This window comes from Pseudomonas sp. CC6-YY-74 (assembly GCF_002025205.1).
GTDB classification, from domain to species: Bacteria; Pseudomonadota; Gammaproteobacteria; order Pseudomonadales; family Pseudomonadaceae; genus Aquipseudomonas; species Aquipseudomonas paeninsulae.
On sequence record NZ_CP019947.1, the window covers coordinates 4,607,501 to 4,623,020 of the forward strand.

Consider the following 15,520-nt stretch of genomic DNA (forward strand, 5'->3'; position numbering starts at 1 on the left):
GCTCAGCTGGGAGAGCGCCTGCCTTGCACGCAGGAGGTCAACGGTTCGATCCCGTTTGGCTCCACCACTTTATGACGTTGTAGAGAGTTCAGAACTGAACATTCCTGCCGACGGTAGCTGAATGTTGATTTCTGGTCTTTGACCGGTAAGAAAAATCGTTCTTTAAAAATTTGGGTATGTGATAGAAGTGACTGATTGACTGCTTTCACTGGCAGTTAATTTGGTCAAGGTAAAATTTGCGTGTTCTCAATTGCAAATTTTCGGCGAATGTCGTCTTCACGTTATAGACAGTAACCAGATTGCTTGGGGTTATATGGTCAAGTGAAGAAGCGCATACGGTGGATGCCTTGGCAGTCAGAGGCGATGAAAGACGTGGTAGCCTGCGAAAAGCTTCGGGGAGGTGGCAAACAACCTTTGATCCGGAGATGTCTGAATGGGGGAACCCAGCCATCATAAGATGGTTATCACACACTGAATACATAGGTGTGTGAGGCGAACCAGGGGAACTGAAACATCTAAGTACCCTGAGGAATAGAAATCAACCGAGATTCCCTTAGTAGTGGCGAGCGAACGGGGACTAGCCCTTAAGTGGCTTTGAGATTAGCGGAACGTTCTGGAAAGTACGGCCATAGTGGGTGATAGCCCTGTACGCGAAAATCTCTTAGTCATGAAATCGAGTAGGACGGAGCACGAGAAACTTTGTCTGAATATGGGGGGACCATCCTCCAAGGCTAAATACTACTGACTGACCGATAGTGAACTAGTACCGTGAGGGAAAGGCGAAAAGAACCCCGGAGAGGGGAGTGAAATAGATCCTGAAACCGTATGCGTACAAGCAGTGGGAGCCTACTTTGTTGGGTGACTGCGTACCTTTTGTATAATGGGTCAGCGACTTATTTTCAGTGGCAAGCTTAACCGAATAGGGGAGGCGTAGCGAAAGCGAGTCTTAATAGGGCGTCTAGTCGCTGGGAATAGACCCGAAACCGGGCGATCTATCCATGGGCAGGTTGAAGGTTGGGTAACACTAACTGGAGGACCGAACCGACTACCGTTGAAAAGTTAGCGGATGACCTGTGGATCGGAGTGAAAGGCTAATCAAGCTCGGAGATAGCTGGTTCTCCTCGAAAGCTATTTAGGTAGCGCCTCGTGTATCACTGTTGGGGGTAGAGCACTGTTTCGGCTAGGGGATCATCCCGATTTACCAACCCGATGCAAACTCCGAATACCAACAAGTGTCAGCACGGGAGACACACGGCGGGTGCTAACGTCCGTCGTGAAAAGGGAAACAACCCAGACCGTCAGCTAAGGTCCCAAAGTTATGGTTAAGTGGGAAACGATGTGGGAAGGCTTAGACAGCTAGGAGGTTGGCTTAGAAGCAGCCACCCTTTAAAGAAAGCGTAATAGCTCACTAGTCGAGTCGGCCTGCGCGGAAGATTTAACGGGGCTCAAACCATACACCGAAGCTACGGGTTCATCTTAGGATGAGCGGTAGAGGAGCGTTCTGTAAGCCTGTGAAGGTGAGTTGAGAAGCTTGCTGGAGGTATCAGAAGTGCGAATGCTGACATGAGTAACGATAATGGGTGTGAAAAACACCCACGCCGAAAGACCAAGGTTTCCTGCGCAACGTTAATCGACGCAGGGTTAGTCGGCCCCTAAGGCGAGGCAGAAATGCGTAGTCGATGGAAAACGGGTTAATATTCCCGTACTTCTAGTTACTGCGATGGAGGGACGGAGAAGGCTAGGCCAGCACGGCGTTGGTTGTCCGTGTTTAAGGTGGTAGGCTGATTTCTTAGGTAAATCCGGGAGATCAAGGCCGAGAACTGATGACGAGTTGTCTTTTAGACGACGAAGTGGTTGATGCCATGCTTCCAGGAAAAGCTTCTAAGCTTCAGGTAACTAGGAACCGTACCCCAAACCGACACAGGTGGTTAGGTAGAGAATACCAAGGCGCTTGAGAGAACTCGGGTGAAGGAACTAGGCAAAATGGCACCGTAACTTCGGGAGAAGGTGCGCCGGTGAGGGTGAAGCATTTACTGCGTAAGCCCACGCCGGTCGAAGATACCAGGCCGCTGCGACTGTTTATTAAAAACACAGCACTCTGCAAACACGAAAGTGGACGTATAGGGTGTGACGCCTGCCCGGTGCCGGAAGGTTAATTGATGGGGTTAGCTAACGCGAAGCTCTTGATCGAAGCCCCGGTAAACGGCGGCCGTAACTATAACGGTCCTAAGGTAGCGAAATTCCTTGTCGGGTAAGTTCCGACCTGCACGAATGGCGTAACGATGGCGGCGCTGTCTCCACCCGAGACTCAGTGAAATTGAAATCGCTGTGAAGATGCAGTGTATCCGCGGCTAGACGGAAAGACCCCGTGAACCTTTACTATAGCTTTGCACTGGACTTTGAGCTTGCTTGTGTAGGATAGGTGGGAGGCTTTGAAGCGTGGACGCTAGTTCGCGTGGAGCCAACCTTGAAATACCACCCTGGCAACCTTGAGGTTCTAACTCTGGTCCGTTATCCGGATCGAGGACAGTGTATGGTGGGTAGTTTGACTGGGGCGGTCTCCTCCTAAAGAGTAACGGAGGAGTACGAAGGTGCGCTCAGACCGGTCGGAAATCGGTCGTAGAGTATAAAGGCAAAAGCGCGCTTGACTGCGAGACAGACACGTCGAGCAGGTACGAAAGTAGGTCTTAGTGATCCGGTGGTTCTGTATGGAAGGGCCATCGCTCAACGGATAAAAGGTACTCCGGGGATAACAGGCTGATACCGCCCAAGAGTTCATATCGACGGCGGTGTTTGGCACCTCGATGTCGGCTCATCACATCCTGGGGCTGAAGCCGGTCCCAAGGGTATGGCTGTTCGCCATTTAAAGTGGTACGCGAGCTGGGTTTAGAACGTCGTGAGACAGTTCGGTCCCTATCTGCCGTGGACGTTTGAGATTTGAGAGGGGCTGCTCCTAGTACGAGAGGACCGGAGTGGACGAACCTCTGGTGTTCCGGTTGTCACGCCAGTGGCATTGCCGGGTAGCTACGTTCGGGAAAGATAACCGCTGAAAGCATCTAAGCGGGAAACTTGCCTCGAGATGAGATCTCACTGGAACCTTGAGTTCCCTAAAGGGCCGTCGAAGACTACGACGTTGATAGGTTGGGTGTGTAAGCGCTGTGAGGCGTTGAGCTAACCAATACTAATTGCCCGTGAGGCTTGACCATATAACACCCAAACAATTTGCTGTTTGTGTGCTAGACGATCGAAGTCGACAACACACCGAAAGTTTGCAAGACCACGCACTACCCTTTATCACATACCCAATTTGGAGCCGCGTCCTTCTCGATAAAAGAAGCACGATGTTCCACCCGAATTGCTTGACGACCATAGAGCATTGGAACCACCTGATCCCATCCCGAACTCAGTAGTGAAACGATGCATCGCCGATGGTAGTGTGGGGTTTCCCCATGTGAGAGTAGGTCATCGTCAAGCTTGTATTCCAAACCCCCCATCCGTGAAAACGGGTGGGGGTTTGTCTTTGTGGGCAGGAAAAACTCAATCTCTCTCTGTAGGCAACCTGTGGACGCGCCGTTATCATGCGTGCCTTGTTACTCGGTGAGATCAGCATGTTGCCATTACTAAGGCTGCTTCAAGATGGGAGTTTTCATTCGGGTGAAGCGCTTGGCGCCGCCTTGGGTGTTAGTCGCTCAGCGATATGGAAGCAATTACAGTCCTTGGAGGCTGAGTTAGCGTTGCCTGTTCACAGGGTTCGCGGGCGTGGCTATCGCTTGGAGAGTCCGCTTCTCCTCTTGGATGAAAATGTGCTGGCCGCCGGTGAATCTAGACCGATTTGGCCGTTGAGAATTTTGCCCTCCGTGGATTCGACTAATGCGGAGGTGTTAAGGCGTTTGGCGGGCGGTCAGGTGCCGCCTTTTATCATATTGGCGGAGCGCCAGACTTCTGGGCGTGGTCGTCGGGGGCGCAATTGGGTGAGCCCCTTTGGTGAGAATCTCTATTACAGCCTTGCTCTTCAAGTCGATGGTGGTATGCGTCAGCTCGAGGGGTTGAGTCTAGTTGTGGGCTTGGCTTTACTCCGTGCGCTACGTACAGCGGGGATGACCGCTGCGGGGTTGAAGTGGCCTAACGACGTATTGGTCGATGGCCGCAAGGTAGCAGGCATTCTCCTGGAGTTGTCTGGCGATCCGGCTGATGTTTGTCACGTGGTGATAGGTATTGGAGTCAACGTGAACATGCTTGCCGACAGGGGGGGATTGATCAGCCGTGGACTTCTATGCGTGCTGAGTTAGGGGGCTTGGTGGATCGCAATGAGTTTGTAGGTGAGCTTAATCGTCAGTTGTCGCTGTATCTGGGTGTGCATCAGGCGAGTGGGTTTTCCGCTCTGAGGGATGAGTGGCAGGACAACCATCTTTGGCAGGGCCGTAATGTGACGCTAACGACAGGTGCCCGCCCGGTTAGTGGGGTGGTATTAGGGGTTGATCGGTCAGGCGCCCTTCGCTTGCGTGTTGCCGGAGTAGAGCAAAGCTTTAGTGGTGGGGAGCTCAGTTTGAGGTTGAACAATGATTCTTGAGCTCGATTGTGGAAATAGCTTTATCAAATGGCGAATAGTCACAGAAAGTGGCGTGAGTACGGGTTGTGGTGGTGTTGCTGGTGCCGATGAGGAGCTCGTTTTGGCTGTGCAACAACAACAATTGGTCGACCTGCGTGCTTGTCGTTTGGTGAGTGTGCGCTCGGATGAAGAAACTGAGCGACTTGTCGATGCGCTGAGGCGAGCATTTTGCATAGAGTGTATCTGTGCGCATCCGGCTGTGGAGTTGGCTGGTGTGCGTAATGGCTATGAGCAGTACGAGCGTCTAGGGCTTGATCGCTGGCTCGCTCTGGTTGGTGCATACCAACAGGCCCAGCAGGCCTGCTTGGTACTAGACTTGGGCACTGCTGTGACCTCTGATTTGGTTGATGCTGATGGCCGGCATCTTGGCGGTTTTATTTGTCCTGGTGTGCCTTTGATGCGTAATCAATTGCGTACTCACACCCGGCGAACACGTTATGACGATCAGCTTGCCGAGCAAGCGATGCAGAACCTAGCCCCTGGGCGCTCGACGGCTGAAGCGGTTGAGCGAGGTTGTTCATTGATGCTGCAGGGGTTTGTTCGTACTCAGCTGGATATGGCTCGCGACTATTGGGGGGGGCGCTTCGTGGTCTTTCTAACCGGTGGCGATGCTTCTTTAGTGGTCGACATGCTGCCTGATGCTCGGGTGGTCCCTGACCTGGTTTTTATCGGTTTGGCAATCGCCTGTCCGTTGCGTTGAGGTCATGCATGCGCTGGATATTATTGTTGCTGATTGTATTGAATCTGTTTTATTACGTGTGGCATCAGCAGCAGGCGCCATTGCGTCCTAAAGACGTTGCGCCACTGGCGCTTGCTCTAGACAGCAAGCGCGACATTCAACTGCTGAGTGAGTCTGATGAGCCAGTGCGGCGTGAGCAGGCGGTCAGCAAGGAGGCTGAGGCTGTCTGCCTTTTTCTAGGTGGCTTTGAGTCGAAGTCTGCTGCTACAGCTGTCGAGCAGCGGTTGATCAGTCTCGATATTCGCTCGCGCGTGCAGTCAGTGGATGCTACGGCAGAAGTCGAGTATTGGGTGTATTTAGCGCCACTGGCCTCACGTCAGGCATCGCTTCGGCAGTTGAAAGAGTTGCAGGCGCGAAAAATAGACAGCTACCTAATTACCCAGGGGGATTTGGCCAATGGGATATCTCTGGGGATCTTTCCGCGTGAGGATTCGGCAAAGAGTGTGATGCAGCGTCTGCATGATGCTGGTTACGAGTCCGCGCTAAGGGAGTTGCCTCGGTCTCAGCGAAGCTATTGGGTGCGAATCGCCCCCGAAAGCCGTCGCTTGGTCGGCGATCCACTCTTGCAGAGTTTGGCTATCGACTTCAATGGGTTGCAACATCAATTGATGCCGTGCGAAAGCATTGCAACCTTTCCTTAGATTGAATAGAATGGCGCCCGCTTCGCAGCTAAGCCTTAACGGCAAAATCTGCGAAGTTACTGTTAGTGCAGCTAACCTCAGGTTTTTAATGAGAAATTGCTTGACAGTAGGGTGGCTTCTAAAGAGAATGCCGCCTCCTTCTGGAGGGATTCCCGAGCGGCCAAAGGGATCAGACTGTAAATCTGACGTCATCGACTTCGAAGGTTCGAATCCTTCTCCCTCCACCAGATTTAGCGTGAGCTACAAGCTCCGCGGGTATAGTTCAGTGGTAGAACCTCAGCCTTCCAAGCTGATGATGCGGGTTCGATTCCCGCTACCCGCTCCATGTTTGTGGTTTGCGTAATGTGTAACGCTCATGTAGCTCAGCTGGTAGAGCACACCCTTGGTAAGGGTGAGGTCAGCGGTTCGAGTCCGCTCATGAGCTCCATTCAACAAAGGCAGATATGAAAGTATCTGCCTTTGTTTTAATGGTGATATGACTCGCTCAATTCTTCGTTTGGAGGCAGTCGAGATGGCTAAGGAAAAGTTTGAACGTAATAAGCCGCATGTCAACGTAGGCACTATCGGCCACGTCGACCACGGTAAGACTACTCTGACTGCAGCGCTGACCAAGGTCTGTGCTGAGGCTTGGGGTGGCTCTGCGCGTGACTTCTCCCAGATCGACAACGCCCCGGAAGAAAAGGCGCGTGGTATCACTATTAATACTTCCCATGTCGAATACGACTCCGCTATTCGTCATTATGCGCACGTCGATTGTCCTGGCCACGCTGACTATGTGAAAAACATGATCACTGGTGCTGCGCAAATGGATGGCGCTATCTTGGTTTGCTCCGCGGCTGACGGCCCGATGCCGCAGACTCGTGAGCACATTCTGCTGTCCCGTCAGGTGGGTGTTCCTTACATCGTGGTCTTCCTGAACAAGGCTGACATGGTGGATGACGCTGAGCTGTTGGAGCTGGTTGAGATGGAGGTGCGTGACCTGTTGTCGATGTATGACTTCCCAGGTGACGACACTCCGATCGTGATCGGCTCGGCGTTGATGGCTCTGAATGGCCAGGACGACAACGAGATGGGTACTACTGCTGTGCGCAAGCTGGTTGAGACTCTGGATACTTACATTCCCGAGCCTGTGCGTGCGATCGACCGGCCGTTCCTGATGCCGATCGAGGACGTGTTCTCGATCTCCGGGCGCGGCACTGTGGTGACTGGTCGTATCGAGCGCGGCATCGTCAAGATCCAGGAAGAGGTAGAGATTGTTGGTATTCGTAATACCACCAAGACTATCTGTACTGGTGTCGAGATGTTCCGCAAGCTGCTTGATGAAGGTCGTGCTGGCGAGAACTGTGGTATTTTGCTGCGCGGCACCAAGCGTGACGACGTGGAGCGAGGTCAGGTTCTGGCTAAGCCAGGTACCATCAAGCCGCATACCAAGTTCGAGGGCGAGGTGTACGTGTTGTCTAAGGATGAGGGTGGTCGTCATACGCCATTCTTCAAGGGCTATCGTCCGCAGTTTTACTTTCGCACTACCGATGTGACTGGTAACTGCGAATTGCCGGAAGGCGTTGAGATGGTGATGCCTGGCGACAACGTCAAGATGGTTGTCACTCTGATCGCTCCTATCGCCATGGAAGATGGTCTGCGCTTCGCGATTCGTGAAGGTGGTCGTACCGTTGGTGCGGGTGTGGTTGCTAAGATCATCGAGTAATCGGTTGATCTGTCCCTGTCGGGCCGGCATAATGGTCGGCCTGATTTTAGTTTTAGGTCAGTAGCTCAATTGGCAGAGCGGCGGTCTCCAAAACCGCAGGTTGGGGGTTCGATTCCCTCCTGACCTGCCATTTTCTAACGAATTTGGCGTGTCTTCTCACAGGATCCTCGTAAATGACTGTTAAGGCTGAAGCCAAAGATTCGCGCTTTGATCTGCTGAAGTGGGTTGTGGTATCCGCTTTGGTGGTGGTCGGTGTGGTCGGTAATCAGTACTTCTCTGCTGAGCCGATCCTGTACCGTGTACTGGCCTTGCTTGTACTTTCTGTTGTGGCTGGTGCTGTTGCGCTGCAGACGACGAAAGGGCGGGTGTTTTTTGAGCTGGCAAAAGAAGCGCGCATTGAAATTCGTAAGGTCGTTTGGCCGACCCGTCAGGAAACCACGCAAACTACGTTGATTGTCGTGGCTGTTGTTCTGGTGATGGCGCTGCTGTTGTGGGGTCTGGATACCCTGCTGGGTTGGCTTGTTTCGTTTGTAGTCGGTTAAAGGTGTCCCGTGGCTAAGCGTTGGTACGTTGTGCATGCTTACTCGGGTTACGAGAAGCATGTGATGCGCTCGTTGATTGAGCGCGTAAAGTTCGCCGGTATGGAAGATGGTTTCGGTGAGATCCTGGTCCCTACTGAAGAAGTAGTGGAAATGCGCAATGGTCAGAAGCGCAAAAGCGAGCGCAAATTCTTTCCTGGCTATGTGCTGGTGCAGATGGACATGAACGAAGGCACTTGGCACTTGGTCAAGGATACCCCTCGGGTCATGGGCTTTATCGGTGGAACTGCCGATAAGCCGGCGGCGATTACCGACAAGGAAGCCGATGCAATCCTGCGCCGCGTCGCTGATAGCGGTGATAAGCCGAAGCCTAAGACACTGTTTGAGCCGGGTGAAATGGTTCGCGTTGTTGATGGCCCGTTCGCTGACTTTAGTGGCGTGGTCGAAGAAGTTAATTATGAGAAAAGCCGCATCCAGGTGGCGGTGACTATTTTTGGTCGCTCCACCCCGGTCGAGCTGGAGTTCAGTCAGGTCGAAAAGGCATAACTGACACAAGCATCCCTTACCCCGCAGTCGCAAGCTGCGGGGTTTTGTCGTCACTGGGATAAATGCGTAAATCATCGGGGAGCCGTAAGGCGCTAGAACCCGTAATTGGAGTGGCTCATGGCTAAGAAAATAACGGCTTATATCAAGCTGCAAGTAAAGGCTGGACAGGCTAACCCGAGCCCGCCAGTAGGCCCGGCATTGGGTCAGCATGGTGTGAACATCATGGAGTTCTGCAAGACATTTAACGCCAGGACCCAGGGTATGGAGCCCGGTCTGCCGACGCCAGTGATCATCACTGTGTACAGCGACCGCAGCTTTACCTTTGAAACTAAAAGCACTCCGGCTTCAGTTCTGCTGAAGAAGGCTGCTGGCTTGACCAGTGGTTCGGCTCGTCCGAACACCGTCAAGGTTGGCACTGTGACTCGTGCTCAGCTGGAAGAGATCGCCAAGACCAAGCAGGCTGATCTGACTTCCGCTGATATGGATGCGGCCGTGCGTACTATCGCCGGCTCTGCTCGTAGCATGGGCCTCAACGTGGAGGGTGTGTAATGGCTAAGCTGACCAAGCGTCAAAAGGCAATCGCGGCGAAGATTGAGCCGGGCAAAGCCTACAACTTCACCGAGGCTGCTGCTCTGCTGGCTGAGCTTTCGGTTGTCAAGTTCTCCGAGTCTGTTGATGTCGCGGTGAACCTCGGCGTCGACCCGCGTAAATCCGACCAGGTTGTACGTGGTGCTACCGTGCTGCCGAACGGCTCCGGTAAAAGCGTACGGGTTGCTGTGTTCACCCAGGGGCCGGCTGCTGAAGCGGCTCTGGCTGCCGGCGCTGATCGCGTAGGCATGGATGAGCTGGCTGCCGAGATGAAGGGCGGCGATCTGAACTATGACGTGGTTATCGCATCCCCGGATGCCATGCGCGTTGTCGGTCAGTTGGGTCAGATCCTCGGCCCGCGCGGCCTGATGCCGAACCCGAAAGTCGGTACCGTAACTCCAGACGTTGCCACTGCCGTACGCAATGCCAAGGCTGGTCAAGTGCGTTTCCGTACCGACAAAAACGGCATCATCCATGGTTCCGTGGGTAAGGTTGGTTTTGACGCCGAGAAGCTGAAGCAAAACGTTGAAGCGCTGATCTCCGATCTGAAGCGTCTCAAGCCGTCGACTTCGAAAGGCATCTACGTTCAGCGCGTGACCCTGAGCACCACCATGGGTCCTGGTCTGGTTATCGACCAAGCTTCGCTCGACGCGTAATGAATTCGGCTGGCGCAAGTGATTGCGTCAGTCTGCAAAATTGGGGTCCCTGCCTGGCGGGGGCTATCCAAGACCGTAGGTGGTGTAAGCCTTAAACCCGGCGAGTGATCTCCGGCAGCCTACGCAGATGGTGCTCCCGATTCTTACCGAATCAGACACCAAAACGCCGTCCAGCTTCGGTTGGACGAAACGGTAACATCCAGGAGTAAACCCGTGGCAATTAAACTCGAAGACAAAAAGGCCATCGTCGCTGAAGTCAACGAGGCTGCCAAAGCTGCCCTGTCCGCTGTCGTGGCTGATGCCCGTGGCGTGACCGTAGCTGCAATGACCGGACTCCGTAAAGAGGCCCGCGCATCTGGCGTGTACGTGAAAGTCGTGCGTAACACCCTGCTGCGCCGCGCCGTTGAGGGCACTCAGTTCGACGTGCTCAACGACGTGTTCAAAGGCCCGACCCTGATTGCGTTCTCCAATGAACATCCGGGCGCTGCTGCTCGTATTTTCAAGGATTTCGCCAAGGGTCAGAGCAAGTTCGAGATCAGGGCAGCTGCGTTCGAGGGTCAGTTCCTCGCAGCCCATCAGATCGACGTACTGGCAACTCTGCCGACTTACAACGAAGCGATTTCTCAGCTGATGAGCGTGATGCAAGGCGCTACCAGCAAGTTCGTTCGTACTTTGGCGGCTGTTCGCGACCAGAAAGAAGCTGCAGCGGCCTAAGGCTGGCTGCGTCGTCTTTCAATCTTATTTGTTTAATTTGATGGCCGCGAAGGCTGTCCCCCAATACAGGAATTTAGAGTCATGGCTCTGACCAACGAAGACATCATCACCGCCGTATCCGACATGTCCGTGATGCAGGTTGTTGAACTGATCAAGGCAATGGAAGAGAAGTTCGGTGTTACTGCCGCTGCTGCTTCTGGCCCGGCTGCTGCCGTTGCCGCTGTAGCTGAAGAGCAAACCGAGTTCAACGTTGTGCTGCTGGAATGTGGCGAGAAGAAAGTAAACGTGATCAAGGCTGTTCGTGAACTGACCGGTCTGGGTCTGAAAGAAGCCAAGGCCGTAGTTGATGGCGCTCCTGGCGTTGTCAAAGAAGGCGTTTCGAAGGACGAAGCTGCAGCTGCAGTCAAAGTCCTGGAAGAAGCTGGCGCTAAAGTCGAGCTCAAGTAAGCGACGACCTTGCGTCTACAGCCTGAGCGACTCGCGTAAGGCTGATGGCTGGTGGCTTTTGCCACCGGCCTTTTTCCGTTGTAGGTCGGCTATTCACTGGTCGGCCCTCAATGGGAACAACCCACCCTGAGCGGTGGCGCAAACCAAAGGGTTTGCAAGAGTTTCTGGCTGCTCCCGTCGGAGAGGCCAAATAAGCAGGTGACCAAGCTGGGGAACGCTGATGGCTTACTCATATACTGAGAAAAAACGTATCCGCAAGGACTTTAGCAAGTTGCCGGATGTCATGGATGTGCCTTATCTCCTGGCCATCCAGCTGGATTCGTATCGCGAATTCCTGCAGGCGGGAGCGACCAAGGACCAGTTTCGTGACATCGGCCTGCATGCGGCCTTCAAGTCCGTTTTCCCGATCATCAGCTACTCCGGCAACGCGGCCCTGGAGTATGTTGGTTATCGCTTGGGCGATCCGGCATTTGACGTAAAAGAATGCGTGTTGCGCGGCGTCACATTCGCTGTGCCGTTACGGGTAAAAGTGCGCCTGATCATTTTCGACAAAGAATCGTCGAACAAAGCGATCAAAGACATTAAAGAGCAAGAAGTCTACATGGGGGAAATCCCCCTGATGACCGAGAACGGTACCTTCGTTATCAACGGTACCGAGCGCGTCATCGTCTCCCAGTTGCATCGCTCCCCAGGCGTGTTCTTCGATCACGATCGTGGCAAGACCCACAGCTCGGGCAAGCTGCTGTACTCGGCGCGGATCATTCCTTACCGTGGGTCCTGGCTGGACTTCGAGTTCGACCCGAAGGACGCCGTATTCGTACGTATCGACCGTCGCCGCAAATTGCCGGCTTCGGTGCTGCTGCGTGCGCTGGGTTACAGCACTGAAGAAGTGCTCGACGCCTTCTATGCGACCAACGTATTCCACGTGAAGGGCGAGACCCTCAACCTGGAACTGGTACCGCATCGTCTGCGTGGTGAAATCGCCGTTCTCGACATCAAGGACGAGAAGGGCAAAATCATCGTTGAGCAGGGCCGTCGGATTACCGCACGGCATATCAATCAGTTGGACAAGGCTGGCACCAAAGAGCTGGAAGTGCCGATCGATTACCTGATTGGGCGCACGAGTGCCAAGGCCATCGTCCATCCGGCGACTGGCGAAATCATCGCTGAGTGCAATACCGAGCTGAACGTTGAGATCCTGGCCAAGGTGGTCAAGGCTCAAGTTGTGCGGATCGAAACGCTGTACACCAACGATATCGATTGCGGTCCGTTTATCTCCGACACCCTGAAGATCGACAGCACTACCAATCAGTTGGAAGCGCTGGTCGAGATTTACCGCATGATGCGTCCTGGCGAGCCGCCAACCAAGGATGCCGCCGAGACGCTGTTCAACAACCTGTTCTTCAGTCCTGAGCGTTACGACCTGTCTGCAGTCGGTCGGATGAAGTTCAACCGTCGTATCGGGCGTACCGAAATCGAAGGTTCGGGTGTGTTGTGCAAGGAAGACATCGTCGCGGTTCTCAAGACCCTGGTCGATATCCGTAACGGCAAGGGCATCGTCGACGACATCGACCACCTGGGTAACCGCCGCGTTCGTTGCGTCGGCGAGATGGCCGAGAACCAGTTCCGCGTGGGCCTGGTACGTGTCGAGCGCGCGGTTAAAGAGCGCCTGTCGATGGCCGAAAGCGAAGGCCTGATGCCGCAGGACCTGATCAACGCCAAGCCGGTTGCGGCGGCGGTGAAAGAGTTCTTCGGTTCCAGCCAGCTTTCGCAGTTCATGGACCAAAACAACCCGCTCTCCGAGATCACCCACAAGCGCCGTGTTTCGGCTCTTGGCCCGGGCGGTCTGACCCGTGAGCGTGCTGGCTTCGAAGTCCGTGACGTACACCCGACCCATTACGGCCGTGTGTGCCCGATCGAAACGCCGGAAGGTCCGAACATCGGTCTGATCAACTCCCTGGCGGCCTATGCGCGCACCAACCAGTACGGCTTCCTCGAGAGCCCGTACCGTGTGGTGAACGACACCCTGGTGACTAACGAAATCGTCTTCCTCTCGGCGATCGAAGAGGCCGATCACGTAATCGCCCAGGCTTCGGCCACGATGAACGACAAAGGTCAGCTGGTTGATGAGTTGGTGGCTGTGCGTCACCTCAACGAATTCACCGTTAAAGCGCCTGAAGACGTCACCCTGATGGACGTTTCGCCGAAGCAGGTAGTTTCGGTTGCCGCCTCGTTGATTCCGTTCCTCGAGCACGACGACGCCAACCGTGCGTTGATGGGTTCGAACATGCAGCGTCAGGCCGTGCCGACTCTGCGTTGCGACAAGCCGCTGGTCGGTACCGGTATGGAGCGCAACGTAGCGCGTGACTCCGGCGTTTGCGTAGTGGCGCGCCGCGGTGGTGTGATCGACTCGGTCGACGCCAGCCGTATCGTGGTTCGGGTCAACAATGACGAAGTCGAAACTGGCGAAGCCGGTGTCGACATCTATAACCTGACCAAATACACCCGCTCCAACCAAAATACCTGCATCAATCAGCGTCCGCTGGTGAGCAAGGGTGATCAGGTCGAGCGCAGCGACATCCTGGCCGACGGTCCGTCCACCGATATGGGTGAACTGGCGCTGGGTCAGAACATGCGCGTCGCGTTCATGCCGTGGAACGGCTACAACTTCGAAGACTCCATCCTCCTCTCGGAGCGTGTGGTCCAGGAAGACCGCTTCACTACGATCCACATTCAGGAACTGACCTGTGTGGCGCGTGACACCAAGCTCGGGCCGGAGGAGATCAGCTCCGACATCCCGAACGTCGGTGAGGCTGCCCTGAACAAGCTGGACGAAGCCGGTATCGTTTACGTAGGTGCCGAAGTGGGCGCCGGCGACATTCTGGTCGGCAAGGTCACCCCGAAAGGCGAGACCCAGCTGACGCCGGAAGAGAAGCTGTTGCGTGCAATCTTCGGTGAGAAGGCCTCCGATGTTAAGGACACCTCCCTGCGTGTGCCGACTGGTACCAAAGGCACCGTTATCGACGTCCAGGTCTTCACTCGTGACGGCGTAGAGCGTGATGCTCGTGCGCTGTCCATCGAGAAAAGCCAGCTCGACGAGATCCGCAAGGACTTGAACGAAGAGTTCCGCATCGTTGAGGGCGCGACTTTTGAGCGTCTGCGTGCAGCCTTGGTCGGCAAGAAGGCCGAAGGCGGCGCTGGCCTGAAGAAGGGCACGGAGATCACCGACGAGTTCCTCGACGGCCTCGAACATGGTCAGTGGTTCAAGCTGCGCATGGCAGAAGACGCGCTGAACGAGCAGTTGGAAAAGGCCCAGGCCTACATCTCCGATCGCCGTCAGTTGCTCGACGACAAGTTCGAAGACAAGAAGCGCAAACTGCAACAGGGCGATGACCTGGCGCCGGGCGTGCTGAAGATCGTCAAGGTTTACCTGGCAATCCGTCGTCGCATCCAGCCGGGCGACAAGATGGCTGGTCGTCACGGTAACAAGGGTGTGGTCTCGGTAATCATGCCGGTCGAAGACATGCCGCACGACGTGCATGGCACGCCAGTCGACATCGTTCTCAACCCGTTGGGCGTACCGTCGCGGATGAACGTCGGGCAGATCCTTGAAACCCACCTGGGCCTTGCGGCCAAAGGGCTGGGCGAGAAGATCAACCGCATGCTTGAAGAGCAGCGCAAGGTCTCCGAGCTGCGCAAGTTCATGCAGCAGATCTACAACGAGATCGGCGGCCGTCAGGAAAACCTGGATGAACTGAGCGATCAGGAAATCCTCAACCTGGCGAAGAACCTGCGCGGCGGCGTGCCTATGGCCACCCCGGTGTTCGACGGTGCCAAGGAAAGCGAAATCAAGGCCATGCTCAAACTGGCAGATTTGCCGGAGAGCGGTCAGATGCGCCTGATCGACGGTCGGACGGGTAACCAGTTCGAGCGTCCGACTACCGTTGGCTACATGTACATGTTGAAACTGAACCACCTGGTGGACGACAAGATGCATGCGCGTTCCACGGGTTCCTACAGCCTGGTTACCCAGCAGCCGCTGGGTGGTAAGGCGCAGTTCGGTGGTCAGCGCTTTGGTGAGATGGAGGTCTGGGCACTGGAAGCCTATGGCGCCGCCTACACCCTGCAGGAAATGCTGACCGTTAAGTCGGATGACGTGAACGGCCGTACCAAGATGTACAAAAACATCGTGGACGGTGATCACCGTATGGAGCCGGGCATGCCCGAGTCCTTCAACGTACTGATCAAAGAGATCCGTTCACTCGGTATCGACATCGATCTGGAAACCGAATAACACGTGACGCGAATCGAGAGCGGGGCTGCACTGCCCGCTCTC

10 protein-coding genes, 5 tRNA genes, 2 rRNA genes and 1 pseudogene (1 of these 18 only partly in view) are annotated in these 15,520 nt (G+C 54.8%); all 18 read left to right on the forward strand.

The genetic code is table 11. The features are described from left to right. Positions 1-67 (forward strand) — tRNA-Ala (locus tag B2D37_RS20905); it begins 9 nt to the left of the window's first position. Positions 68-315: 248 nt separating this feature from the next. Next, positions 316-3,206: ribosomal RNA gene (locus B2D37_RS20910) — 23S ribosomal RNA — on the forward strand. Positions 3,207-3,358: 152 nt separating this feature from the next. Further along, positions 3,359-3,474 (forward strand): 5S ribosomal RNA (rrf, locus tag B2D37_RS20915). Positions 3,475-3,608: 134 nt separating this feature from the next. Then, positions 3,609-4,570, forward strand: a pseudogene (gene birA, locus B2D37_RS20920) (bifunctional biotin--[acetyl-CoA-carboxylase] ligase/biotin operon repressor BirA). Then, entirely contained in the window at positions 4,560-5,309 is a 750-nt protein-coding gene (locus B2D37_RS20925) for a pantothenate kinase (protein WP_079204506.1), read from the forward strand. Before birA ends, B2D37_RS20925 begins: the two are co-directional and overlap by 11 nt. A gap of 8 nt (positions 5,310-5,317) precedes the next feature. Beyond that, a complete protein-coding gene (locus tag B2D37_RS20930) occupies positions 5,318-5,989 on the forward strand; it encodes an SPOR domain-containing protein (protein WP_079204507.1) in 672 nt (223 codons plus the stop codon). 142 nt (positions 5,990-6,131) lie between these two features. Next, a tRNA-Tyr gene (locus B2D37_RS20935) sits at positions 6,132-6,216 on the forward strand. 24 nt (positions 6,217-6,240) lie between these two features. After that, positions 6,241-6,314 (forward strand) — tRNA-Gly (locus B2D37_RS20940). A gap of 26 nt (positions 6,315-6,340) precedes the next feature. After that, positions 6,341-6,416, forward strand: a tRNA-Thr gene (locus B2D37_RS20945). 84 nt (positions 6,417-6,500) lie between these two features. Beyond that, on the forward strand, positions 6,501-7,694 hold the full coding sequence (gene tuf, locus B2D37_RS20950) for an elongation factor Tu (protein ID WP_079204508.1): 1,194 nt from the start codon (positions 6,501-6,503) through the stop codon (positions 7,692-7,694). A gap of 54 nt (positions 7,695-7,748) precedes the next feature. After that, positions 7,749-7,824, forward strand: a tRNA-Trp gene (locus tag B2D37_RS20955). A gap of 43 nt (positions 7,825-7,867) precedes the next feature. Then, entirely contained in the window at positions 7,868-8,236 is a 369-nt protein-coding gene (gene secE / locus B2D37_RS20960) for a preprotein translocase subunit SecE (protein ID WP_079204509.1), read from the forward strand. A gap of 9 nt (positions 8,237-8,245) precedes the next feature. Then, entirely contained in the window at positions 8,246-8,779 is a 534-nt protein-coding gene (nusG, locus tag B2D37_RS20965) for a transcription termination/antitermination protein NusG (RefSeq protein ID WP_079204510.1), read from the forward strand. A 117-nt stretch (positions 8,780-8,896) separates the two neighbouring features. Continuing rightward, positions 8,897-9,328 carry a 50S ribosomal protein L11 gene (gene rplK, locus B2D37_RS20970; protein ID WP_079204511.1) on the forward strand — a complete coding sequence of 144 codons (432 nt, stop codon included), beginning with the start codon at positions 8,897-8,899 and terminating at the stop codon, positions 9,326-9,328. Further along, positions 9,328-10,023 carry a 50S ribosomal protein L1 gene (gene rplA / locus B2D37_RS20975; RefSeq protein WP_079204512.1) on the forward strand — a complete coding sequence of 232 codons (696 nt, stop codon included), beginning with the start codon at positions 9,328-9,330 and terminating at the stop codon, positions 10,021-10,023. Before rplK ends, rplA begins: the two co-directional genes overlap by 1 nt. A 213-nt stretch (positions 10,024-10,236) precedes the next feature. Next, complete coding sequence (rplJ, locus tag B2D37_RS20980; protein ID WP_079204513.1) at positions 10,237-10,737, forward strand: 50S ribosomal protein L10; 501 nt, start codon at positions 10,237-10,239, stop codon at positions 10,735-10,737. A gap of 81 nt (positions 10,738-10,818) precedes the next feature. After that, entirely contained in the window at positions 10,819-11,184 is a 366-nt protein-coding gene (gene rplL / locus B2D37_RS20985) for a 50S ribosomal protein L7/L12 (protein ID WP_079204514.1), read from the forward strand. 220 nt (positions 11,185-11,404) lie between these two features. Beyond that, positions 11,405-15,478 carry a DNA-directed RNA polymerase subunit beta gene (gene rpoB, locus B2D37_RS20990; RefSeq protein WP_079204515.1) on the forward strand — a complete coding sequence of 1,358 codons (4,074 nt, stop codon included), beginning with the start codon at positions 11,405-11,407 and terminating at the stop codon, positions 15,476-15,478. Positions 15,479-15,520: the final 42 nt, after the last annotated feature.

Coding starts and splice junctions, on each gene's coding strand:
- secE (WP_079204509.1), top strand. CDS start 7,868: ATGACTGTTAAGGCTGAAGCCAAAGATTCGCGCTTTGATCTGCTGAAG.
- rplK (WP_079204511.1), top strand. CDS start 8,897: ATGGCTAAGAAAATAACGGCTTATATCAAGCTGCAAGTAAAGGCTGGA.
- rplA (WP_079204512.1), top strand. CDS start 9,328: ATGGCTAAGCTGACCAAGCGTCAAAAGGCAATCGCGGCGAAGATTGAG.
- tuf (WP_079204508.1), top strand. CDS start 6,501: ATGGCTAAGGAAAAGTTTGAACGTAATAAGCCGCATGTCAACGTAGGC.
- B2D37_RS20925 (WP_079204506.1), top strand. CDS start 4,560: ATGATTCTTGAGCTCGATTGTGGAAATAGCTTTATCAAATGGCGAATA.
- rpoB (WP_079204515.1), top strand. CDS start 11,405: ATGGCTTACTCATATACTGAGAAAAAACGTATCCGCAAGGACTTTAGC.
- B2D37_RS20930 (WP_079204507.1), top strand. CDS start 5,318: ATGCGCTGGATATTATTGTTGCTGATTGTATTGAATCTGTTTTATTAC.
- rplL (WP_079204514.1), top strand. CDS start 10,819: ATGGCTCTGACCAACGAAGACATCATCACCGCCGTATCCGACATGTCC.